Origin of the sequence: Clostridium sp. UBA2485, from assembly GCF_002341865.1 — a bacterium.
Classification (GTDB): Bacteria; Bacillota; Clostridia; order Clostridiales; family Clostridiaceae; genus Clostridium_J.
Window position 1 is genome coordinate 1 of record NZ_DDOV01000011.1, and the last position, 25,243, is coordinate 25,243.

Here is a 25,243-nt window from a genome sequence, read left to right on the forward strand (position 1 = left end):
AAAACTCCTAATACCACTCTAGTACTAAATGGTGATGAATCTCTGTTTGGAAAGTTAGATGTTAATAATCCAAAAGCTTATTATGGATTTAATGTTCCTATTCGAGAAAATGCCACAACAAATATAAATTCAGATAATAAATTCTGTAAATGCTGTAAATCACAATATAATTATGATTTTATAACTTATAATCATCTAGGAAGTTATTATTGTAATAATTGTGGTTATAGAAGACCCGAGCTTAAATATGGAGTTAATAAAATATTGGAGCTAACACCGGATGGTTCTTCTGTTATATTTAATAATAAAGAGTTTAATATAAATCAAGCTGGTGAGTATAATATTTATAATGGTCTTTGTGCTTATGCTACCTCTAAGGAACTAGATATTAATGATGAGGTTATAGCTTCTACTTTACAAAACCAACAAAGTAGCTTTGGAAGACAAGAAACTATAAAAATTAACAATAAAGAAGTAAAAATCATACTTGTTAAAAATCCTGCTGGCTACGATCAAGCAGTTAATACCATAATGCTTGATAAGAAAAAAATAAATCTTGCTGTACTTTTAAATGATAGATATGCTGATGGACGAGATGTATCGTGGATTTGGGATGTTAATTTTGAAAAGCTTAATGAACTTGAAATCGACAAGATAATTGTTTCTGGTACACGACTTTATGACATGGCCATTAGGCTTAAAGTTGCAGGACTTTCGAAGGACAAATTTTTGTTATGTGAAGACGATGAAAGCCTGATGAATGGATTAATATCATTAGAAGATAATACAACCTATATTTTAGCAACTTATACAGCTATGTTAAATATTAGGAAACTCCTTCATAGTAAAGGTTACATTGAAAAAATATGGTAAGGCAAGGTGATTTTATGGAATTAAATATATGTCATTTATACCCTGATTTATTAAATGTTTATGGAGATATGGGTAATGTACTTATTTTAAAACATAGAGCTGAAGAAAGAGGAATAAAAGTAAATATTATTAATATCACTATAAATGATAAATTTGACGGTGATAATTATGATATAGTTTTTTTTGGTGGAGGCCAAGACTACGAGCAATCTATAGTATCTAAGGATCTTATAGAAATAAAAAAAGATGATATAAAAAAATATATAGAAAATGGCAAAGCTTTCTTAAGTATTTGCGGAGGGTATCAGCTTCTTGGAAAATACTATACTACTCCTGATGGTATTAAACTAGAAGGCTTAGGTATACTTGACATATATACAGAGTCAGGTGATACTAGATTCATAGGAAATACTGTAATATATAATGAAGAATTTAACGAAACCTATGTTGGCTTTGAAAACCATTCTGGAAAAACATACACTGGAGATTTAAATCCTCTAGGTATTATAAAATCTGGATATGGAAATAATGGAGAAGATAAAAAAGAAGGTTGTATTTATAAAAATACTTTTTGTACATATTTTCACGGTAGTTTATTATCCAAGAACCCTGAACTTGCAGATAGACTATTGTTTATAGCTTTAAATTATAAATATCCTGATTGCGAGGTTGCTTTAAGTAACTTAGATGATAGTTTAGAATTAAAAGCAAAAGAATTTATTATAAATAGAGAGATAAAAAGTCGTGATTAAATATCACGACTTTTTAAAAATTCTAACTTTAGCTTACAACTATCCTAGCTATTTTAATTATAAGTACTATAAATATTGTACAAATTCTAATTTTTCCCCATTTGGCCCTTTAAAAAAAGCTATTAATTTATTATCACAAACTCTTGGAAATTCACTTATTAATTCTATGTTTTTCTCTTTTAAACCTTCAATTGCAACTTCTAAATTTTCAACAGTAAAGGCAATATGTTCTACTACTCCTAAATTTAAATTACTCTTTTCCTTTTTTCTTTTTACAAGTTCTATTACTCCATTTCCACTTCTTACAAAACAAAGATGCACGTTTTCATCTTCATACTCATGGTCTATTACACCATCTAAAACTTCAGAATAGAACCTTTTAGAAATATCCATATCCTTAACTATTACCCCTACATGATTCATAATTATCATAATAATATCCCCTTTCTATTTAGTATTATATATTGCTTAATATCATGTTTTCTCAATACATATTGTACCACTCTGAATCTTTTCTAGATATACTAAAAAATCATATTGTAATTTTCTAATATAAAATAAATACCCTTTACATGAATTCACAACTTAAAACAATACATAACTCAAAATTCAAAATTCACAATTGACGAGGAAATTAGCTTTGATCAAACTATTTTTTTTACTAGCAATATACTTGCTAACTTTTTTTCTTTGAAGTTATCTCCTAACTTCAAAAATAAATTAATTCTAAATTTCTCAGCTTTTACTAAGAAATCTCCATAATTGTGAATTTTGCATTGTGAACTGTGAATTAAGATATTTAATGATGTAGCTACAATATTCTAAACTTAAAATAAACCTTTATATACAAAAATGTAGCCTTTTGGCTACATTTTCTTTTCTAATTGCATTGCTAAGTTAAAAAACTTAATTGACTCTGCTATTTCTCCTAGTTTATGATACATTTCTCCCATTTCTAAATATCTTTTATATATTTTAGACTTTGATCCATATCTAACTAGAGCATCTAAAGATAGATTCATATACGTTTCTGATGAAGAATAATTGTTTTGCATTTGAAGTATGACAGCCTTATAATAATAAGCGCTTTCAATAAACTTTGTGCTATCTAAGTTTATTGCATAATTTAAAACTTCATCTGTTACCTTTTGTGCTAAATCTAAAATTTCATTTTCTATTAAAGTTTGCACTGCAATAATCAGAAAAGAACATAATTGCTCTGTATTTTCCTTTGGATACTGCTCTATAGCTTGACTCATATACTCTTCTGCAGCGCTCCTTTTATTATTTTTAAACATAGTTAGAGCAAAGTTATGAAAGCACATAGCTTTTCTTCTAACATCATTTCTATAATAATAGAGAGTTTTTTCTTCATAATCTTTAAATTTTTCATAATCATTAGTGCGAAGAGCAAGAATAGAAAATATGTGATAAATATCCCCTTTTAATATGTCTGTTTCACTGTAATCAACTATTTCTACTAATTCATCACATCTTTCTCTGGCAGCATCAAAGTCTTCCATAGTTATAAGTGCTGCACACTCATTATAAGTAGCTCTTATCAGTTGCGATTTATCTTCTACTTTTAACTCTTTTAATCTTTTTCTTACACTACTATAATAGCTTATGGCCTGAGAATATTCTCCATTAGATGAAAGATATACAGCAATATCCATATAATATTTTAACTGAAATAATTCATCATTTGATTTCTGGCATAAATCATAATATCTTGGTATTATAATTCTCAAATCCTCAAAATTATTTTTTGATAGGTGATACGAAAATAACAAATGTAATATTTCACATGCTAAATCATAATAGCAATATGTTTCAGCATATTCAAGATTATATAATACATTTTCTATATAATTATTACTATATGAGTTATTTTCTTTATAAGTTTTAAATACTTTTATATTCTCTAAAATTTGATCTCTTACATCATGCATTAAATACTTTAAATCTAAATCCAATTTTTCACTTATATATTCTAAAATCCATGGTTCCGCAGTTACTTTATTATTTTCAATACAACTCATTTTAGATACAGAAATTTTTTCCTCACAAATATCTCTCAAAGTTAGACCTTTATATATTCTGGCTCTTTTTATTTTTTCGCCTGTTGACAATATCTCCACTTTTATCCCCCACTTAACATTACTACTTGTCTAAAATCTTTAATTCCCTTAATACCTTTATTCCCTCATTTAAATATTTAGCTGCTTCATTATCCCTACCATTATCAATGTAGAATTTACCCAACATTATAGATATTTCCGCGCTTTCCTTAAGGAAGTTTACTTTTTTAACATAATTAAGTGTTTGTATTAATGTATTCTCTGCTTCTTCTAGTTTTCCCTCTAATAACTCAACTCGATATTTAAGTAGATAGTAATCACAAAGTGATTTTTCTTCCCCTTTTTCTATGTGCTGTAATATTTCATTCAGCGTTTCTTTAGCTTTTATTTCGTCTTTTAACTTAATATAGTTCTCACATATATTACATAAGGTTTCAATGATTTTAGAATCATTTGTTTTTTCTCTAATTTCTTTCGCTTTATAGAGATGTATAAAAGATTGTTCAACATTTTCAAAATCCGAAAATAATTTCCCTAAATCATTTTCGATTTCAGATACATAAAAACTATTATTCATCTCTTTATATATTTTTAATGTTTTTTCTGAGTAATTTATAGCATTGCTTATATCACCTTTTTCGCAATATTCTTTGGCTAATGCTAATAAACTTTCTGCGTAAATTTTCTTATTATCAATATTTCTAAATTTTTCTTGAGCCATAAAAGAATATTCTATAGATTTATCTATAATTCCTAATTTAAAATAAGTGCATCCTATGTAATAATAAATTTGGCCAATTAAGAAATCATCACCTAAATTACTATCTTCAAAAACTTTTTCTGCCTGTTGAAAATAGCTATAAGCAGAATGATATGCTTTAAGTCTTAAGGTAATTTTCCCTAATAGCAAAAAAGTATTGATAACTTCTTCATTGGAATTATTTTTGATAAATATACTATTTGCTGACAAAAAATTTTGCTGAGCATTTCCATATTCTTTCTTCTTGCTATAGATTAAGCCTTTTAAATAAAGATCTTTTGCTTTCCTCATATCCAAGTTATATTTTTGCGCATAATGTAAAGAGTTTTCTATATTTTTTTCTGCCTCTTCTAATTCGTCATTTAATATCTTAGCTTCTGCAATATTTTCATGATAAAGACAAATTTTTTCTGCTTGAGTCTCCTCAGTTTCCATTAAGTACTCTACTGTAATATTTAATGCAAAGGCTAAATATTCTAATAAATCCATACTTGGGTTAGATTTTCCAGACTCAACTAAACTAATTTGTCCTGCGGTTATTCTATCACCAGCTAGATTTTTTAAAGTTAAATTTAACTCTTTTCTTCTTAGTTTTATCTTTTCGCCTAAAGATAGTATTTTCATAATCACGCATCCTTTACAAGTAATTTATTATTAGCTACTATAGTTATACTAGATAAAAAATGAAATTTTATAAATTTTCTTATTTTATTATAACATAAATTTTAATAAAATCACAAAAATTATAGTATTTTTAAAGTAGAATAACAATTATATATAAATTTTCGTAAATTTTGGATTTTTATTTAATAATTTGCATTAATTTTATTTTAATTCTAATATATGTAAAAAAATAACAACTTAAATTAAAATATAAGTACTTTTTAGCTGTATTTAGTTTAGATACTATTGTCAAACTTGAAATTGCAAGTTTTATAGTTTTAGTATATTCTTATAATAAAAAAAGTTGGATAAGACTCCAACTTTTTCACTACAAAAATATACTAAATATTCCAAAAAATAACTAGTCAATATGTTAAGCCACTTTGCATCATACTGGATTCATTAATACCACTAGTATCAGTGAGTTCAGTGTCCATACTTGACACAAAATATTCTCAACATCTTTGACTAGATACTTTATTCCTTACTTCAGATGCCTTATATTTATATTTATTAACGTATCATAGACATCATATTTCCATACATATCTCCAGCCATATGTTGCAACATTCTACCGGATTTTTTAATTCTTCTTCTAGTTTTTTTATCCATCATTGGCATCATCATTTGCATAGTGACACCAGCAACAGCACCTACAAGAAATATTTTACCCATAGTTTTCATTATAAATGCACATCCTTTCTTTAATTTTATAATACTATGGTGTGCAATTTTTATAAATTAATTCTATTATAAAGAACTTAATTTCAATTAAATAAAATTTTAGATTTACACTTATGCTATTATAAAGAAATTATATCTATAAAATTAAATTTAAAATATTTAAATAGTTTCTATATATTTTTAAAATTAACCATAACTGTAGTGCCTATACTTTCTTTACTTTTAACTTCTATATCCGCAGAATGCAGATTTAATATACTTTTTGTGATAGTAAGACCTATTCCACTTCCTTCTGTCTCTTCCCTACTCTTATCTCCTCTATAAAATCTTTCAAAAATAAAAGGCAAATCTTCCTCTTGTATCCCTATGCCATCATCACTTATTTCTACTATAAGAGTTTCTTTACTTTTTCTTAGAATTATCTCTACCTTGCCTTTTTCCTTGGAAAATTTTATTGCATTAGATAAAATATTTATAAATACCTGTCTTAAACTACTCTCATCACCTAATATATAATCCTCTTCTTCTATAAAACTTTCGAAATTTAAAATTACATTTTTCTCTTTACTATATAATTTGAAATCTTCATATATGGTATATATTAATCTTTTTAAAGATATTACTTTAAAATTGAGCTTTTTACTATCTTCTTCAAAATTTTTTAATACTTTTAAATTGTTAAGTAAACCTGCAAATCTTATAACTTCATCATTTAAACTTTCTAATCTTTCACTAGTTATTGGGAAAATACCGTCAATCATTGCTTCTAGATTATTTTGAAGTACATTTAGAGGAGTTCTAAGCTCATGAGAAATGTCTGAAACTAATCGTTTTCTAAGCACATCTTGATATTTTAGATTTTCCCCTAATCTATTTATACTATTCTTTAATTCTCCTAACTCCTTGATGTCAGTATCGATAAGACATTGTGCATCTAAATTCCCATTAGATAGTTTTACTGAAATGTCTGCTACTTTTTTTATAGGTTCAGTAAATTCTTTAGATATAAATTTACTTAAAATTATTGATAATATTATTGCAATTACTGCACTAGCAATTATACTTTTATTTATGTCTATTTGAAATTTAATATCCTCTTGAGACATTAAAATAGTAGAATAATGTCCTACATCTATATATCCTATTATTTCATCATTGTCTTTTAATTCATATCTTTCAGATATATAATTTCCATTTTGAACGTGAGACAACATAGCTTCTCTATAACTTTCATTTTTTAAATCTTTAGGGTTCATTCCCCAAATAATATTTTTATTTTTATCATAAAGTGTTAAACAAAAATTACTCATGTAAGCTTCATGCATCATTTCTATACCTGAGTCAGACTTCCAAGTCTTTTCCTCCTTATAAATTTTCTGTAAATAATCTACAATTCTTTCATTCCTTTTACTTTGATTATTTTTTAGATATTCTCTAAAATTGTTATTCACAGTTAAATTTACAAATAAAAGTACTAAAATCATAATAACTATAGAAACTCCAATAAATATGTTTTTTATTTTATTATTTATTGTTATCATTTTTTCTACTCCTTACCAAATTTATATCCTACTTTAACTACTGTTATTATATACTTTGGTTTTTTTGTATTTTCTTCTATTTTCTTTCTTAAATTTTTAATATGAGTATCTACATTTCTATCAAATCCATCAAAATCAAATCCGAAAACTTCTTCCACTAACCTTTCTCTAGTTAACACCTTTCCTTCATTTTTAGCTAAGGTATACAATATTTCAAATTCATAAGGTGTTAAATAAACTTCTTTCCCTTTTACTTTAACTAAACGTTTTTCATAATTAATTATTAAGTTTCCATTATCAAAGACCATCTCAGTATATGTTTCTTTATTCAATCTTCTAAATAATGCATTTACTCTAGCAACTAATTCTCTAGGACTAAATGGCTTAACCAAATATTCATCTGCACCTAAATTTAATCCTTGAATTTTATCATTAAGGTCACTTTTTGCAGTGAGCATAAATATATGCACATCAGAATTTTTTCTAATAATTTTACATATATCCTCTCCACTTATATCTGGTAACATCAAATCTAAAATAATTAATTGAAACTGATTTTTATTAAATAACTTTAAACCTTCTTCTCCTTTTGCTGTAACTTTAACATTATATCCTGAAGCTTTTAAATATGCTTCTATTACTTCTGAAACTGATTTTTCATCTTCTATTATTAAAATATTTTTCATATTATACCTCTCAAAAAGTTTAGTTTATTTTAATATTTACTCTATATAAAAAATTATAATAAAAAGTTCTGTAAAAGTTATGTAGAAATTTTTAATCTACACAACTTCTACATAGATTTCTTATATACTTTAATAACAATGGAATAATAAGGAGGTTAAATATGAGTTTAAATAAAGAGTATATAAAGGTCAAGGGCATGACCTGTACTTCTTGCGAAAAAAGAATAGAAAAAAATATAAAAAATTTACCTGGTATAATTAATGTAAAGTGCAGCTATAAAAATGAAACTGTAATTGTAGAATATAATTTAGAACTTTGCAGTAAAGAAATTATTATTAATACTATTGAATCTTTAGGTTATGTTGTTTCGGCAAAATCTTATAAGGACTTTTCAAAATATATAGGTATAGGAATAATCGTTTTAGCGATTATTTTATTAGGAAAATTTGCTACAGGTTTCAATATGGATGAGGCTTTGATTAATGCATCATATTTCATGCTCTTTATAATAGGTGCTATTACCTCCTTACATTGTGTTGGAATGTGTGGCGGTATTATGATGTCTCAAACCTTATCATCCCCCAATAAAAATAAAAATGAATCTATAAAGCCTGCTTTATTATATAACATAGGTCGAATAATATCTTATACTGTACTTGGTGGTATTGTTGGTGCTGTTGGTTCTATTTTTTCGGTGTCCCCTAAACTTACTGCAATAATTCAAATTATCGCCAGTTTATATATGATTTTAATGGGCTTAAATATGATGGGATTTAACATTTTAAGAAGTATTAATATAAAGCTTCCTTTTTCAACTTGTACTAAGATTAAAGGAAATAAATCTCCTATTTTAATAGGGTTATTAAATGGATTTATGCCCTGTGGTCCTCTTCAAACAATGCAACTTTATGCACTTAGCACTGGTAGTGCTATTTTAGGTGCTAAATCTATGTTTTTCTTTGCACTAGGAACTGTACCTCTCATGCTTACATTTGGGATTTTATCTACTTTATTTATTAAAGGTAAAAATGCTATAAATTTAATGAAATTCAGTGGAATGCTCATAATAGTTCTTGGATTAATAATGGCAAATAGAGGATTTACAGTTGTTGGATTAAATATATCAGAGCCTTTTTCTGCCAAGGAGAATACAGATATAACTATAGAAGATAACCAACTTCCTAAAATAGAAAATGGAGTTCAAGTAATTAAAACTACTGCAGATATTTTTGGATATTCTCCTAAAACAATATATATTGAGAAAAATAAGCCAATAAAATGGATTATAGAGGGTGAAACTTTGACCTCCTGTAACAATGAGATAATTATACCTTCTTTAGGTCAAAGAATAAAATTAAAAGAAGGAGAAAATATAATTAATCTCCATAATACTGATGAAACTATTAAATACAGCTGCTGGATGGGAATGCTTTCTGGCACCATTAAAGTTGTTGATAATTTAAACAATATAAGTCCCTCTGAAAAAGAATCAAATGATAAGAGTTTCACACCATCTTGTTGCTCTAGTTCAAACATGAATGGCTTAAATGAAAATGAAAATATAAGCTCTAATTTAATAAGAAAAGCTGAAAAAAATATCAATACTCAAAGTTTAAGTATATCTACTTCAGATGATGTTTTAAATCCTTATATAATGGTAATAGAAAAAGATATTCCTTTAGAGTTAACCTTTAATATGGATAATTTAAAGAATAATAATTCATCTATTAATTTTATTAACTCTGCAAATTCAACTACTCTTCTAACTGTAGACTATATTAAAAATAATAAAGCTACCTTAGTTTCGGAAGATTTAGGAGAAATATTAATAAAAAACAACTCTGAACTATTAGGAATTATAATCGTAGTGGATAACTTAGAAAATACTGATTTAAATAAAATTTTATCTCTATATTTGCTAGAATAAAATAGTATAATATTTCTACTGTTAAATAGTTCATAAAATAATTAAAATTTCAAAATCCTCTTAAAATAAGGCATATGAAATAAAAGAGCTAGTTAAAAATGCGTCATGCATTTTGCATCAGACAGGTCGGCAGATTTTCATAATAGTCTAGATCATAGAATTCTAACGACACAGTATGATACAAAAATAGATGAGTATACTGACTAGTTATTTTTTGAAGATGCCCAAACTATAAAAACACAGTAGAAATTTATTATAAATTAAAAGACAATCCTCCTATAGAGGTTGTCTTTTATAATTATTAATTATATACTTTAATGCTTTTTAAATTTTAATTTATTTCTTTAATAAATTTAAATATTAAATCATTTTTAATATTCTCATCCAAACCTTTTATGTAAGATAATAGCTTATTATCACAGTTTAAAAACTTAATTTCTCTAAGAACTTCCTCTAAGTTTTCTTTTTCTTTTAATATAAGATTTTCCTCTGAACATATTACTTTATGGTAATTTTTTTCCTTTATTATAGAGAGTAGTTTTTCTTTAACAATATCATCTTTAACTTTTACTGTATTTGTTAATAAATATTTATCAACAGCATCAGTTAAAGGTACTCTTATTGCTGCCTTAGCATAACTATCTGTTATTTCATTATATATATCTCCACTATGACTATCTGTCTTAACAAAAATAATCTCCATATTATCTTTATTTATATAGTTATTAATTTTATCATAATACTCTTTTGAAGAGCTATCCTTTCTCTCCCAAGTACCTATAGCATGATGATATATACCCTCATAGTCATGAAATATTACTAATTTTCTTTCTCCTATTAATTTTGCATATTCCACTGCCTTTATAGCTCCCATTAACTCTCCTGCTATTTGCCTTAACTGTTTTTGTGAATTATCCTCTGCCTCATCATTTTCCATATATTCTATTACATCATTTCTTACTGCAACCATACCATAAGAAAACTTCTCACTTTGAAGATTGTAACTTCCATCTACATATATGTGGATGCAATCCATAGGATAGCTATCAACACCCTTTTTTAATAACTTTTTTTCTTCACTTAAATATTCTTTTGCTTCATTAAGACTTTCAAAACTTTTATACTGAGCTCCTTTTACACCTTTAACTAATGCTAAGCATTCTGCCCAAGTATTAACCATGATATTTCTTATTTCTCTATTATTTTTAAAATCAAAACCATATTTAATTGCATATATTTTTTTAGCCATAGTTTCTCTCCTTTATTTAGAAAAAAAATTAATTCCTTTTTTTACTGATAAAGATAATATATCAATTATATTTTTAATATTTTTTGTTCCAAATCTATCTGCAAATAGAGCTATTCCCTCTTTAATTATTAATATTATATCTTCATTACCTTCATAATTATCAACGATAATTTCTGTAGGTATATCACATAATAGCTTTTGAAACACAAAAAATACTACTGCTAAATCATCAATTTTGCCTATGAGTGGAATAGAATCTGGTATTACATCTATAGGAAAGAACAAATAGCCTAAAGCCACTCCTAAATATCTTTTAGTTTCTTTTGTAACCCGTTCATCCTTAAAAACTCTAACAAGTAATGCTATTATATCTGGCAGTAATAATACATATTGTGAATAATCTCTATATTTATGAGGTACAGTATTTATCATAGAGTTTCTTGCTTGATAATAACTGCTGCAATTTTTCTCATTAGTTTTTATTGGAGTTATACTATTTGCCTTTAACAATAAAGGCTCCACTTCCTCAGCTTCAATTACTTCCATTTTTTCTTCTACTAGTACATCAGTTTTTTCTTCTGAATTCTTTTGCAAGTCCACATTTAGATCATAAAATTTTACCTCAAGTCCAAATGGAATAACGGTCACCTTTCTTAATTTAAAATTAACTATAGGAATAATTGTACAAAGCTCATAAAAATTGATACATAGTGTATTACTATCCACTGTTATCCCTACATCTTTAAATTTTTTTAAAGATGTCTTTAAAATAAAGTTTTTTACTCTATTAAATATTTTTATTTTCTTAATATTTATTGATTGAAGCACAATATAAAGCCTGTTATTTTCTACATCTTCAATGGATACTTTTGCATCAAAAGGTATATTTATGCCATAATTATAACTTCCTTGAATACATAAATAATCCTCTATCAATAATTTATCTATTTTTAATTGTGGCAAATTTACATAATTCTTTAGTACATCATTTATAATACTTAACAAATCTTTTTCTGTTAAAATCACTTTTAATTCTGATATATTCAATTATATCCCCCCTATTATGTATGCAAACACCCTAAATATAGATGTACCACTTTTAAATTTAATCTATGAATTCATATAATAACATGAAATTGAGAATTGACTATTAACAATGGATAATTATTGATACTTCTCTTTTATAAGAGAAGTTTTCAATTTATTTCTTTTCACGTGACACAGTCACTTTTATTAAAAAATCTATTAAAGAANNTCAATTCTCCATTGATTAAAGCTACGAATTGAAATCTTTAAAGATATCGCTATATTCATCTATACATTAACTTTTAAGGTAGTATATCTATATATAGTTATATTATAATAAAACTTTACTTAAAATAAAATTATGAAAGTCTTTTAAAAAGTTAACCTTTGCATTCTTTCTCTAAAATAAGTATACGTCAATAACTCTCCACCTATAGAGGTGGGAGCTTGTAAATCTAGTACACGAAGTGCTACTGATACTAAGTATCTCCTTCCTCAAACCTAGGTTACTATAGGCAAATTGACAGTTACCCAAATAGTAGAGTTTACTCTACTATCTCTTTGGAGTTAGCTTCTATATATTCAATACCTTTTCTCCAAAGATTCATTGCTCCTATTCTATCATCGTTAGATTGATAGTTACAGTTTTTACAACAGAATATATGCCGTTTCTTATCTCTGTTAGATTTTTCAGTATGCCCACATTTAGGACACATTTGAGAAGTAAATTTAGGATTAACAGCTATTACTAAAGATTGATTCATTTGAGCTTTATATGTTAATAGTTCCCTAAATTGATAGAATGCCCAAGATACAAAAATATACCTGTTGTTGATATTAACTTTTTCTGTAGAAGTTCTAACGTTAGTTAAATCTTCAAGTACAAATAATGTATTTGCTCCATAATGGTCAACGAGTGCCTTTGTAATATTATGGTTAATATCACTTATATAACGGTTTTCTCTTGAGCCTATAGATTTAATTCTACGTTTCGCTGATTTAGTTCCACACTCTTGAAGTTGTTTTCTTAGGATTTTATAATGTCCTCTTTTAGCTTTAACTTGTTTACCATTAAAGAAAATTGTCTTTCTATAACTATCGTAGACGGTGGCCAAAAAGTTAATTCCTAAGTCAATTCCAACTATTTTATTAATTGCAAAAGGTGTAGTTTGTGGATAGTCTTTAGTCATTGGTATGTACAGAAAGTATTTATTATATTTATATACTAACTTAGCAGTACCAAACTTATATATTCCATCAAAATATTTCTCCATTCCTTTAATTTCAAACGGTATTTTTAATCTACCATCTAAAGTATTAAGAGAAAATACACCATTAGTTAAGGAATAATCTCTATTCCAAACTAAATCATATTCTAATTTTTTAAACTGTACTAAAGTAAAATCATATCCATTAGACTTATTGGTTTTATATTTAGCAATTACAGTTTTTATTACTGATTGAGCCATTTGAGATTTTAAGTTATATTTTTCTCTAAGATGATAATAAGTATCTTTGTTAATCTTACTTTGATTAAGACAATTATTATCGTAAACATATTGAGATATATAATTCAAAGCTTTTCTAACTTCAATCATAGTTCCAGTTAGTTTCTCAATTTGTTCATCAGTAGGATATATTTGTATTTTAGAAGTAATTGTTATCTCTATTAATACTCAACCCCTTTCACTAAAATATAAAATACTATATATTTTAGTGAAAGTCAAATATAATAAGAAAGTGAGGTGATTGTGGTGAGAATTCCTTAGATAAAGCCAAGTGGCAAGGATACTCCCACTTTAAAAGATGGGAGTATCCTTGCCACATTTAGATATGAAAAGTCAATTTTTGCAATTAACTTTTTACCTAAAAAAAGCCATCTAACATTACTTAGATAGCTCTTTATTATTAACTTTTAAAATTATTTTTGTTTAAAGTGAGGATACTTAAGTATAATATAGGTAATTATAATTCCCACTATTAATCCTGAAACATGGGCTACATTATCTATATTAGGTATTAAAAATCCGATAATTATATTAACTATAACTACTTTTGTTACACTCTTAAGCAATTCTTTTCCAATAACCTTTCTGTTAAGAAAAGCAATTACTAATAGTGCCCCTAATAAACCAAAAATGGCACCTGATGCCCCTACAGAAATAGATACTCTGTAAATAGATTTTGTAGATAAATAGCTTCCATAAGAGGCTAATATAGCGGATAAAATGTATATGATTAAAAGTTTTCCTTTACTTAATATTTTCTCTAGTATAGTGCCTAGAGAATTAAGTGCATACATATTTAAGGCTAAATGCATTATTGAACTATGCAAAAATGCACATGTAAACAATCTGTAATATTGTCCTTCTTCTACCAAAATATTAACCATTGCACCTAACATAACTAAGGCTCTATTATCTATTTCTATTATGCTTCCTTTGTAATAATAAAAGGATACAAATCCAACAATTAAATATACTAATACATTAATAGTGATGAGCATATAAGTTAAGGTTGGACCTGTCTTAATTATATTAATTAAATTCTTTTCTTTTGAATTCAAATTTATCACTCCAAAAATCTAAGCTATACTAATGATTTAATAATTAAATTTCTACGTTCTAATAAATTAATTTCATAAAATCTTATAGGTAATCTTGATTCATGATCATAAAGTACCCTAATAACCGGTCTATCTGGGAAATTTTCATTTTGTCTTATAACATATCCTTCTATACCATTAGAAAGTCTTACGCAACAACCTAGGGGATAAACGGAGAATACTCTTCTAAATAAACTTACAACTTTTTTATCAAAGTTAGTTCCTGATCCAGCCAATATAAGTTCATAGGCTTCATTAGGTAAAAATTTTTTTCTATAACTCCTATTATTACTTACTGCATCATATACATCACAAACACAAACTATTTTAGCGTAGTTTGATATTTGTTTATCCTTAAGTCCATAAGGATATCCTTTTCCATCTACTTTTTCATGATGTTGTTCTATAGCTTTAATGGAAGCTCGAGAAATGTTAAAATTTTTTATTAAAATTTCTTTACCATATATGGGATGTCTTTTCATTTCTTCAAACTCCTCAAAACTTAATGGTCCTTTTTTATCAATTATAGAAGGAGAAATTCTCACTTTCCCAATATCATGTAAGATTCCACCAACGGCAAGATCATTCAGTTCTTGTTTCTTAAGACCTAATGCTACCCCCATAAAGGTTGCCATTATCCCTGTATCTACACTATGAAGCAAAGTGTAGTTATTGTGAGTTTTTATGTCAAGTAAACTTTTATTTACATCACCTAATTCTAAAATATATTCAATTAATTCATTTACCCTTACTAAACAATCCTTAGTATTACTTTTATTTATTACTCCTACATTTTTAATTACATCATTTAAGCACCTCATAGTATCCTGTTTTAACATATTAAACTTAGGGTCATCTGCCTCTATATCTCCTAATCTATCATCTTCTATGTATATATAATAAGCACCTAATTGAGTTAATTTATTTATGTATTGAGATGTCAATTTAATTCCTGCTCTTAGTAATATCCTACCATCATTATCAAAAACTGTCTTGCCTAGAACTTCATTTTCTTTTACATTTCCAATAAAATCTAAACGCATGTTTCCCCCTATTTGTTCAAAATTTACTAAAAAATATTTATTTTAGTTATACTACCATTATCGTAGTTTTTCTATACAGATTTACAAGTAATTGATAATTGGTGGTAAGTTTTAATTTAAATACTCACTTTTTTTATCTTTGATATCTTCTAAAACTTTTTCCATTTTTTCTTTTATTAAATTACAAGCTTTATTTAGTTTTTCTTTAATAACATTATGTTCATCATCGTATTGGAATCTTATTATCCATGTAGGATTATATTCATCATCATATGCTTCAATTTGAAACCCTTCCCTTTCAAAAGATTCCTCATCGAATAAATCATATATAGCAGTATATTGCCATTCTTCTACATCTTCTTTCGTATCGAAATACAAATTAATTAAATCTCCATCATAAAATAATTTTGTAACATATTCTGCTCCGTCACTTACCTCATAACTTCCTAGTTCTTTTATTAAATAATTGGTATCTTTTTCTCTTTCCATAAGTACTAATGATGAAAAATTCATATTTATCTTCCTTTCTTATTAGACATATTTATCTTATTTCTTAATATTATATTATTATAATTAACTAACGAGAGGTGATTATTATAGGTTATAATTACAAAGGAAAAGTTAATTCAAAATCTAAATTTAGTATAAAAAATAGGATAACCTTATATTTTATTTTAATTCTATCCATAATAATATTTTTTTCTCTAGCAAAATATAAATATACCCAATATAGATGCAAAGATATAAATTATGCTATAAAAAAATATAGCACCAGTGGAGTTTTTAATAAATATAAGCTAAATAAACTAGAAAGCTTTCAAATTAACTATTCTGATTCTAATGTGGCAATTGTCCACTTAGTAGGTTCTATAAATAAAGCTCCATATAAAACTATCAATTGTACTCTTGTACTTAAAAAAAATAAAAAAGGAATGTGGAAAGTAGCGGAGTACTATCCACATTCTTATTTTTTATTGTTATTTACACACTCACTACATATGCCTTTATTTATATTAATACAGCTATCAATTAAAGTAACTCCTGTTTTAAGCTTTATATATTCTTCCACTTGAGGCATAGGACAGTCAATTTCAATTATTTTATGACATACATCACATTCTATGTTATGCTTATGACCTTTATCTTTAAATCTATAGTTATACTTATCATCATCAATGTTAAATTTCTCTAGAATTTTTTTATCTACTAAAACCTCTAAAGTTCTATAAACAGTAGATAAGTCTACAACTATATTATTCTTATTAAGTCTATCCCATATTTCACTAGCAGTTAACGCTTCATCACTTTTGCTTAAAATGGTTAGAATACTTGTACGTGCTCTTGTAATTTTTAATTGTTTTTCTTTAAGATATTGATTAATTTCCAATGATATCACCCTAATATATTTTAGGCATCTTTTAAAACAGTTAATTAGTACAATAAATTATTTTTTATTATGAAGTTATTAAATTCCACTCATAACCTCTACATGAATAAATACTATTTTCCTATATTTACAAAAAATATATCTATCACATTCCCTTATTAAGACGCCTTATTACTTATTAGTATACAATAGTAAATTATTTTCCTCAATATTAAATAAGTATTATTTCTAATAACAAAATCATATCATTTTTCTATACCTAATTATCTGTATAAAATTTTTATACAGAAAAGGCTATGATAATATTCACAGCCTTCTCAAAAATTTTAAATTCAATAAAGATATAAGTCTAGCTATCTTATCTCTTTTAGTACTTCCAATAGGAAATTATACATTCTTTCTGTTGAAGAAATGCTAAGATGCTCATCTGGAGTATGAACATCATATATATTAGGCCCAAAGGATATTTGATCTATTTTACCATCAAATTTATCACTTAATAGTCCACATTCAAGGCCTGCATGTATTGCAGATATTTGTGCTTCTCTTCCAAACATATTCTTATAAACTTTTTCAAATATATCTCTTATTTCTGATATTGGATTATATTGCCATTCTGGATAATCTGATTGGAATTCAATTGATGCTCCTAAAATATCTGTTAAAACAATCATCTCATCACATATTGCTTTTTTTAGAGATTTAACTGAACTTCTTACAGCACTTTCCAATATTACTTCATTATTTTCTGTAATAACAACGCCTAAATTTGTTGAACTTTGTACCAAATCCTTTATAGATATGCTCATTGTTTGGACTCCATTAGGTATTAAAAATAACATTTTTAGAACTTTTGATGTAGATTCGTCATCAAAGGTTTTCTCTATATTTTTACCATATTGTTCAAAAGTTAATTCTAAATCATCATCTATACCTTGGAATTCATTCTTTAACACTTTATTCCACTCTTTAATTTTTTCTTCAACTTTAATACTATCTTCTGAGTTAATAAATATTAATGCATCCGCTTCTCTAGGTATAGCATTCATCTTAGAACCACCATTAATAGAGACTAATTTAAAATCTACTACAGAATTTAAATCCATTAAAAAACGTCCCATTAACTTATTAGAATTTCCTCTTTCTTTGTTAATTTCCATTCCTGAATGTCCACCCTTTAAACCTCTTATAGATATATTTAAGCCTATATATCCCTCTTCTATATCCTCATAGGTTACTGGTACGCTAACACTTACTCTAACTCCACCAGAACAGCTTACAAGAAAAGTTCCTTCTTCTTCTGAATCTATATTTATTAATATTCTTCCTTTTAAATGCGATGGATTTAAACTCATTGCTCCACCCATACCGGTTTCTTCCTCTGTGGTTACTACTAACTCTATTGGTGGATGCGGTATATCTTTTGAAGCTAATATTGAAAGACCAAAAGCAACTGCAATGCCGTTATCTGCTCCTAAAGTGGTACCATCTGCTTTTAAATTGTCTCCCTCTACTATAAAAGCTATAGGATCCTTTTCAAAATTATGAATTTTAGATATATTTTTTTCACAAACCATATCCATATGACCTTGAAGTATTATTGTTTTAGCGCTCTCATAGCCTTTAGTGCCTGGTTTCTTAATTATTATATTTAATGCCTCATCTTGAATAACTTCTAAGTTTCTCTCTTTTGCAAAATTCACTAGCCAATCACTTATAGCTTTCTCATTTCCTGAACCTCTAGGTATTTCGTTCATAGCTTTAAAATATTTAAAAGCTTCATATGAATTAAGGTGTTTTAATTTGTTAATCATCACATTCATCCTTTCTTAGAAAAACATCATTTTTGGGCAAATAAATAATTACATTATGATAAAATGTAATTTAGAGAAAATAATTATAGTTATAAAACTATTCATATAAATCTTCTCCTAAAAATTTGATTCTATAAAAGTTAATCAAATTATATTACTAATTCTTTTATACTATAGCGCTAAATTTTAATACTTCTTATACTTTACTATACTATAAATAATACTTTAAAGTATATATTTAATTTTACCAATAAATTAGCTTTTATAGCATAATTACTATATTAAAGCTGAATATAAATATTATATAATCTACGTAAATATTAAGTGTACGGTATCCTTCCTTATGTGAAGCAAATCATATTAATCCATAAATTACAGTATTTCCATAATAATATAAATACTTAACTAAGTACTATAATCTATTATGTATAAAGATAAAAAGAAAAATATATGCTATTTTTCTTCTCCTTTATGTATTTAATACTTTCTTAAAAATTTTTAAGAAAGTATTTTATAAAATAGGCTCTAATAATTATGTTACTTTTTTAATCTCAAAATAGATTCTAGACGTATTTTTGACGTTTTAAAAATAAAAGCTTGATTTTTCAAGGTTAAACTATAAAAACATCATTTTTAGTCCAAATAGCTTCCTGCATAATAACTAAATGTAATTAAACAGAACAAACGCAGTAATAACGCTGTTTATATAATTTACTACTTTAATTTAATGCATATAAATAGAATTAACTAGAATTAAATTTTTGACGTCAAAAATTAATTACCTTATTTAATAATATTGCACTATAATAGGCTAATTGTAAAGAGGATTATTAGGTACAATCCTAATAATCCTCTTTATTTGTCCTATTAGAATTCTTGCTGACGATAATATATACTATATTACTTTTTTTTAAAACCTTCCAAGCTGTAATCTATTCTATCTTACATCCTACCTTTTCTCTCTTTATTTTCCTTATCGGTTTCTTATCTACTATAAGCACAACAGGTTAATCTAGTATTAATTGGAATGCTTTTCTTTCACCATTTTTAACAGGAAGTAAAATATCTCCCTTTTCTACAAATCCAGCATTTTTTATAACTCGTTGCATTATTAAATTTTTAGGGTGTGTGTCTATTCTTATATCGATGTAACCTAAAATACTAGCAGTATTTATAAGTAATTCTAATAATTTATTTGATAAACCCTTCCCTTTAATAGAAGTATCAATTGCTACACGATGAATAGATACATATGAATTTTGAGTTTCATCCCATTTTCCGTTTTCTATAGTCTTATATGGAGCTTCAGGTTTACTTATAATACTTGCAATACCTATAATCTTTTTATTCAAAATCATAACATAAGCTTCTTGATTTTTTATATCTTCAAGAAAAATGTCATGGCTAGGACCATCTCCATCCTTCCATTGTGGAATACCATTTTTCTCAAGAGCCTTTCTACCACCATCTATTATATCCATTATTTCAGTTAAATCTTCAAATTTAGCTCTTCTTAAATATGGGTTCATTATATTTTCCTCCATTGACTCATTTTATCAATTTGATTTTATTAGAACAATAATATAAAAAATTATATTATTGTTAAATAGTATAGTCAATAAAAAAGGTTACTAATTTTAAGATTTTTTTTACTTTAGAGTAGTATGAATTTTATAAAAGAATTAGAGTATAGAGTTAATTTATTTTAATTTTTACCAGATGAAATTTAACTAGCACAGCAGATTAATTTATAATAAAATTAAAATATTTTCTTATAATACAAGTATGATGTTTTATATGATTATAACAAGGGCATCATTGGACAATAAAACTGATTGATAATTATTTGATTAATAAATATGCAAATTATACACTTGAACAAATATCACTTTTTGAAAATATTCCTATAGAATGAATAAAACTAAAATTCAAAGTTTAATTATTGTTTTATTCATTCTATATTTTTTTACCTATATACAGAACACATGTTCTTATTAGAGAAGGTTTATTATTCAATATAACATTACCTATAGAGAAAAAAAGTCTTGCTAAACTAGCGGCTAATAAAGCTTTGGATGAATTTTAAAAAAACAATTAGAGTTACAAACATCTTTAAATATCGAGTATTCGGGAATAACCTTTAAAGAATTTATCGATATGTTTATGAAACATGAAAGTTTATATAAAGAATATGGCACCATGATAACTTACAAATATGCAGTACAAAAATTTGAGAGTATATACAATATGAAGTTAGAGGATATCAAAAACATACACATCCAGCAATGTGTTGACTCAATGATAAAAGACAAATTAAAGATACCAACTATAAAATTATATGTTGGTAAAATTAAAGTCATTTTTGATAGTGCAGTAAATCATTACAATGCCATACCTAATTCTCCAATTGTAAATATTAAAATACCAGAAAATAAAGAATTAAATAGCAAAAGGGCTTTAACTAAAAATGAATTAAACGACTTATTAAGCAAAATAAAAAATCCTAAATATTATATCGCCTCTTTAATAGCTGCTACTTGTGGATTAAGATTAGGTGAAATTCTTGGTTTAACTTGGGATGATGTAGATTTCAAAAAGAATACTATAAATGTTAATAAACAATGGAAAGAATTTAAAAATAGTATGTATGGTTTTGGAGAATTAAAAACTAAAAATTCTAAAAGAATAATTCCTGTTCCAAAGACAACTTTAAAAGAACTGGAAGAATATAAAAATAGCAATAAAGTCGTCTGCATTAATAACAGATTACTAAAGTATAAAATTCCGACTGATTTTAGTTTAGCATTAAGAACTATGTATAAGCAATTAGGGTATAACATAAGTATACACGAATTAAGGCATACCTACGCCACAACACTAATAGCAAATTTAAAATAAATTTTTGACNNTATTTTTGACGTTTTAAAAATAGAAGCTTGATTTTTCAAGGTTAAACTATAAAAACATCATTTTTAGTCCAAATAAAATTAATATTATTCCACCTATATAATCTGCATACTTGCTAATTACCTCTATTTTACTTAGGTTTTTAGAAATTATAAAAGCTATTGTGCACATAACTAATGTTACTAATCCTATTATTAATGTATACATAAACAATTTAGTAACCTCTGTTCCACCTAAAGTTGCAAATCCTACAACCATTGCATCTATACTTACAGATATACCTAATAAAAAATACATTTTAATATTTAATAATGGGCACCGTCCTTCATTTTCCATTCCTTCTTTTATCATCATTACCCCTACTATAGCTATTATCATTCCTCCTATAATAGAAGGTACTGATGCTATATTTTCTGAAAAAAGCTTTCCAGAAAATCCGCCTAAAAAGGATAGTAAAAACTGAAAACATCCAAAGGAAAGAGAAAAAAATACCTTATTTTTTATTGTGGCTTTTTCATTTAACCCTATACATAATGCTACTCCACAAGCATCTAAGGACACTGCCATTGCAATCCACATAACTTGACTAATGTTCATCTTAGCCTCCAAATAATATTAATAAAAGCTTGTATACTTATATATATATTTACTGCAATACTAATATTATGATTTATTGTTATCTTATTGTCAATAATTCAATAAAAGTATATAATTTTCTTATGATGTTACAAAAACGAGGTGATAACATGATTTCAATTTATAAAAGTAATTTTGAAGGCGAACTTGAAAATATTGATTCAATTGAAAATGGAAGTTGGATTAATATGGTTTCTCCCTCTGAGGAAGAATCATTATTAGTGTCTCAAAAACTTAATATTCCCTTAGATTTTATAAAATCTGCCTTAGATGAAGAAGAGCGTTCCCGTATTGAAATAGAGGAAGACTGTACCTTAGTAATTGTAGATATACCTTTTACAGATATAGATGATAATTCACTAACCTATGATACATACCCATTAGCCATAATTCATACTGAAAATAATATAATTACTGTTTGTCTTAAAAATAGTAAAATTATTTCTGATTTTATTAAAGGCAAAATTTCTTCTTTCTATTCTTTTAAACGTTCTAGATTTATGCTTCAAATATTATTTAGAGTAGCAAGTTATTTTTTACTATACTTAAGACAAATAAATAAAAAAAGTATATTAGTTGAAAAAAGCCTTTATAAATCTATGAGAAATAGAGAATTAATTCAATTATTAGCACTTCAAAAATCTTTAGTATATTTTTCAACCTCACTAAAATCTAATGAAATCACATTAGAAAAATTACTAAAACTAGAAATGGTTCAAAAGTATGAGGAAGATAAAGATGTGTTAGAAGATGTAATCATAGAAACTAGACAGGCAATTGAAATGTGTAATATATATAGTGATGTTTTAAGTGGTACCATGGATGCTTTTGCATCTATAATTTCTAACAATCAAAACATGGTTATGAAATATTTAACCTCAGTTACCATAGTATTATCCATTCCTACACTAATTTCTGGAATGTTCGGAATGAATGTAAGCGGTGTGCCTTTTGGTGAGAATGGTAGTGGTTTCTTAATTGTAGGAGCAATTATTGCGGCTATTACAATAGTAGTAGCTATAATACTGAATAAAAAAGATATGTTTTAAAGCTGTGCCATTTAGGTGGAGCTTTTTTAAATTTTATATTTTGAATGTAATATCATATTAAATATTTATTAAATTATTCAATGTTTATCTCTTCTTTTTCTTAAAGTAGATAATATTATTAATACTAATGATATTAATAATGATATAAATGTATACACATTATTACTTAAAACCATACCTGCTGACATAACTATTGAAAATATAATTGTTATTTTTAGAAAAAAATCTATCAAATCAATCATCATAATCTCCATTTTATAAAGTATATATTTAAACTATAATCATATATTAAGAATTATATTTTAGCAGCTTTTTATTAAATAATCACCATATTTTAGTACTTTCCATAATTCTATCTTTAATAAGATAATTTAAAAATTTAATATTATATTGTAAATCATTTGCTTACTAATAATAACATAATTATACCATAATCTTCAATTAAAAATATTATATAGTGCATAAATAATCTATGGATAAGTTTTATAATATTAACTATCTGACATTATAATGTATTAATCATTCAATTTAATTCTCCACACAAAAGTATTTAACTAAATTTTCATAAATTTTTAATAAAACTACCAATAAATAATTAGAAAATCTTATAAGATATAAAAATTATTATTATATTTTTTTAGAAATAATATCACCAAATTCCAAATTACCCATATACTAATTTTAGAAATACTAAATAAAGAGGTTAAATATGTATTATCACAGAAATATGAATACCAGAAGTGATATGGATAATATGAGCAATGTGAATAGCATGGATAACATGAGTAATATGAGCAATATGAATAACATGAGTAACATGGGCAATATGAGTAATATGGGTAGCATGATTACCTATGTTAGATTACTTCATGCATCACCTAATGCACCTGCTGTAGATGTATATGTAAATGATAAGCTTTTAGTGAAAAATTTTAACTATAGAGAGTTTACTGATTATGTTAAATTGATGCCTGGAACATATAATATAAAAATTTATAAATCTACTAACGGTAAAAATTTATTATATAATAACAATCTAACTATTCCTGGAAACACGATTTTTACTGTAGCAGCTATTGGGAATTTTCCTGAAAATTTTGAATTATATCCTATAGAAGAAAAATATACCGGAGTAAATACTAAGAACAAAGCAAAAATTAGATTTGTTCATTTAATTCCAAATGGCCCTCCAGTGGATGTAACTATTCCTGTAGGAAATATATTATTTGGAAATGTAATGTATAAAGATATAACAGATTATATTGAAATGACACCTGGAATGTATACCTTTGAAATAACATACCCAAATAGTACTACAAATATATTATATATCCCTAATATAAGACTTCGTGGTGATAGATTCTATACTATTTATGCTATAGGACTTGTAGGAGATGAACCTGCACCGCAAGTATTAATCCCGCTAGATGGTCTTACATATTTAAAGCATTAATTTAAATATGTAATTTATTTAAATGAATTTTGCAAGTATCTTTCAAGCTGTAAATTGCAGTTTGAATGTTTCCCCCATAAAACTTATTTATAATTAAATGGGCTAG

General features: G+C 26.0%; 23 protein-coding genes. 6 read left to right on the forward strand and 17 right to left on the reverse strand.

Going from position 1 to position 25,243, the window contains the following annotated elements:
* On the forward strand, positions 1–873 hold an 873-nt coding region (locus B3603_RS01210), incomplete at its 5' end, for a DUF1727 domain-containing protein (protein WP_291559757.1).
* 14 nt (positions 874–887) lie between these two features.
* Positions 888–1,625 (forward strand): type 1 glutamine amidotransferase, encoded by a 738-nt coding sequence (locus B3603_RS01215; protein ID WP_291559934.1) that lies wholly within the window; start codon positions 888–890, stop codon positions 1,623–1,625.
* A 66-nt stretch (positions 1,626–1,691) separates the two neighbouring features.
* Here B3603_RS01215 and B3603_RS01220 read toward each other — a convergent pair whose 3' ends face one another.
* The 6 genes from B3603_RS01220 to B3603_RS01245 all read right to left on the reverse strand — a co-directional run bounded on the left by B3603_RS01220 (position 1,692) and on the right by B3603_RS01245 (position 8,040).
* Positions 1,692–2,057, reverse strand: coding sequence for a VOC family protein (locus B3603_RS01220; RefSeq protein WP_291559759.1), 366 nt, complete (start codon positions 2,055–2,057; stop codon positions 1,692–1,694).
* 434 nt (positions 2,058–2,491) lie between these two features.
* Complete coding sequence (locus B3603_RS01225) at positions 2,492–3,766, reverse strand: helix-turn-helix domain-containing protein (protein ID WP_291559762.1); 1,275 nt, start codon at positions 3,764–3,766, stop codon at positions 2,492–2,494.
* Positions 3,767–3,788: 22 nt separating this feature from the next.
* A complete protein-coding gene (locus B3603_RS01230) occupies positions 3,789–5,090 on the reverse strand; it encodes a helix-turn-helix domain-containing protein (protein WP_039631654.1) in 1,302 nt (433 codons plus the stop codon).
* Positions 5,091–5,642: 552 nt separating this feature from the next.
* Complete coding sequence (locus tag B3603_RS01235) at positions 5,643–5,804, reverse strand: YtxH domain-containing protein (RefSeq protein ID WP_291559766.1); 162 nt, start codon at positions 5,802–5,804, stop codon at positions 5,643–5,645.
* 179 nt (positions 5,805–5,983) lie between these two features.
* A complete protein-coding gene (locus B3603_RS01240; RefSeq protein WP_291559770.1) occupies positions 5,984–7,354 on the reverse strand; it encodes a sensor histidine kinase in 1,371 nt (456 codons plus the stop codon).
* A gap of 5 nt (positions 7,355–7,359) precedes the next feature.
* A complete protein-coding gene (locus B3603_RS01245; protein ID WP_291559772.1) occupies positions 7,360–8,040 on the reverse strand; it encodes a response regulator transcription factor in 681 nt (226 codons plus the stop codon).
* A 161-nt stretch (positions 8,041–8,201) separates the two neighbouring features.
* Here B3603_RS01245 and B3603_RS01250 point away from each other — a divergent pair, with 161 nt between their 5' ends.
* On the forward strand, positions 8,202–9,968 hold the full coding sequence (locus tag B3603_RS01250) for a sulfite exporter TauE/SafE family protein (RefSeq protein WP_291559775.1): 1,767 nt from the start codon (positions 8,202–8,204) through the stop codon (positions 9,966–9,968).
* 331 nt (positions 9,969–10,299) lie between these two features.
* Here the strand turns inward: B3603_RS01250 and B3603_RS01255 are convergent, their stop codons facing one another.
* The 9 genes from B3603_RS01255 to B3603_RS01295 all read right to left on the reverse strand — a co-directional run bounded on the left by B3603_RS01255 (position 10,300) and on the right by B3603_RS01295 (position 20,621).
* Positions 10,300–11,217 carry a ribonuclease H family protein gene (locus tag B3603_RS01255; RefSeq protein ID WP_291559778.1) on the reverse strand — a complete coding sequence of 306 codons (918 nt, stop codon included), beginning with the start codon at positions 11,215–11,217 and terminating at the stop codon, positions 10,300–10,302.
* Positions 11,218–11,229: 12 nt separating this feature from the next.
* On the reverse strand, positions 11,230–12,264 hold the full coding sequence (locus tag B3603_RS01260) for a YkvA family protein (RefSeq protein ID WP_291559780.1): 1,035 nt from the start codon (positions 12,262–12,264) through the stop codon (positions 11,230–11,232).
* Positions 12,265–12,788: 524 nt separating this feature from the next.
* On the reverse strand, positions 12,789–13,841 hold the full coding sequence (locus B3603_RS01265) for an RNA-guided endonuclease InsQ/TnpB family protein (protein WP_291559782.1): 1,053 nt from the start codon (positions 13,839–13,841) through the stop codon (positions 12,789–12,791).
* 323 nt (positions 13,842–14,164) lie between these two features.
* Positions 14,165–14,809 carry a rhomboid family intramembrane serine protease gene (locus B3603_RS01270; RefSeq protein ID WP_291559784.1) on the reverse strand — a complete coding sequence of 215 codons (645 nt, stop codon included), beginning with the start codon at positions 14,807–14,809 and terminating at the stop codon, positions 14,165–14,167.
* A 23-nt stretch (positions 14,810–14,832) separates the two neighbouring features.
* Entirely contained in the window at positions 14,833–15,891 is a 1,059-nt protein-coding gene (locus tag B3603_RS01275) for an HD-GYP domain-containing protein (RefSeq protein ID WP_291559786.1), read from the reverse strand.
* Between the two features lie 111 nt (positions 15,892–16,002).
* Positions 16,003–16,404: a DUF6762 family protein gene (locus B3603_RS01280; protein ID WP_291559788.1), complete on the reverse strand. Its 402-nt coding sequence runs from the start codon at positions 16,402–16,404 to the stop codon at positions 16,003–16,005.
* A gap of 451 nt (positions 16,405–16,855) precedes the next feature.
* Positions 16,856–17,287, reverse strand: a complete 432-nt coding sequence (locus tag B3603_RS01285) for a Fur family transcriptional regulator (RefSeq protein ID WP_291559790.1) — start codon at positions 17,285–17,287, stop codon at positions 16,856–16,858.
* A 344-nt stretch (positions 17,288–17,631) separates the two neighbouring features.
* Positions 17,632–19,089 carry an aminoacyl-histidine dipeptidase gene (locus B3603_RS01290; RefSeq protein WP_396153349.1) on the reverse strand — a complete coding sequence of 486 codons (1,458 nt, stop codon included), beginning with the start codon at positions 19,087–19,089 and terminating at the stop codon, positions 17,632–17,634.
* Positions 19,090–20,099: 1,010 nt separating this feature from the next.
* Positions 20,100–20,621: a GNAT family N-acetyltransferase gene (locus tag B3603_RS01295; protein WP_291559796.1), complete on the reverse strand. Its 522-nt coding sequence runs from the start codon at positions 20,619–20,621 to the stop codon at positions 20,100–20,102.
* 604 nt (positions 20,622–21,225) lie between these two features.
* Here B3603_RS01295 and B3603_RS01300 point away from each other — a divergent pair.
* Positions 21,226–21,990: a tyrosine-type recombinase/integrase gene (locus B3603_RS01300; protein ID WP_291559936.1), complete on the forward strand. Its 765-nt coding sequence runs from the start codon at positions 21,226–21,228 to the stop codon at positions 21,988–21,990.
* A gap of 57 nt (positions 21,991–22,047) precedes the next feature.
* Here B3603_RS01300 and B3603_RS01305 read toward each other — a convergent pair whose 3' ends face one another.
* On the reverse strand, positions 22,048–22,596 hold the full coding sequence (locus B3603_RS01305; protein ID WP_291559797.1) for a manganese efflux pump MntP family protein: 549 nt from the start codon (positions 22,594–22,596) through the stop codon (positions 22,048–22,050).
* 149 nt (positions 22,597–22,745) lie between these two features.
* Here B3603_RS01305 and B3603_RS01310 point away from each other — a divergent pair, with 149 nt between their 5' ends.
* Positions 22,746–23,684 (forward strand): magnesium transporter CorA family protein, encoded by a 939-nt coding sequence (locus B3603_RS01310; RefSeq protein ID WP_291559800.1) that lies wholly within the window; start codon positions 22,746–22,748, stop codon positions 23,682–23,684.
* 77 nt (positions 23,685–23,761) lie between these two features.
* On the opposite strand, the gene B3603_RS01315 is transcribed toward B3603_RS01310, so the two are convergent.
* Positions 23,762–23,926 (reverse strand): hypothetical protein, encoded by a 165-nt coding sequence (locus B3603_RS01315; RefSeq protein ID WP_291559803.1) that lies wholly within the window; start codon positions 23,924–23,926, stop codon positions 23,762–23,764.
* Between the two features lie 467 nt (positions 23,927–24,393).
* Between B3603_RS01315 and B3603_RS01320 the strand changes: the two genes are divergently transcribed.
* Positions 24,394–25,137, forward strand: a complete 744-nt coding sequence (locus tag B3603_RS01320; protein WP_291559806.1) for a DUF4397 domain-containing protein — start codon at positions 24,394–24,396, stop codon at positions 25,135–25,137.
* The last annotated feature ends 106 nt before the right edge of the window (positions 25,138–25,243 follow it).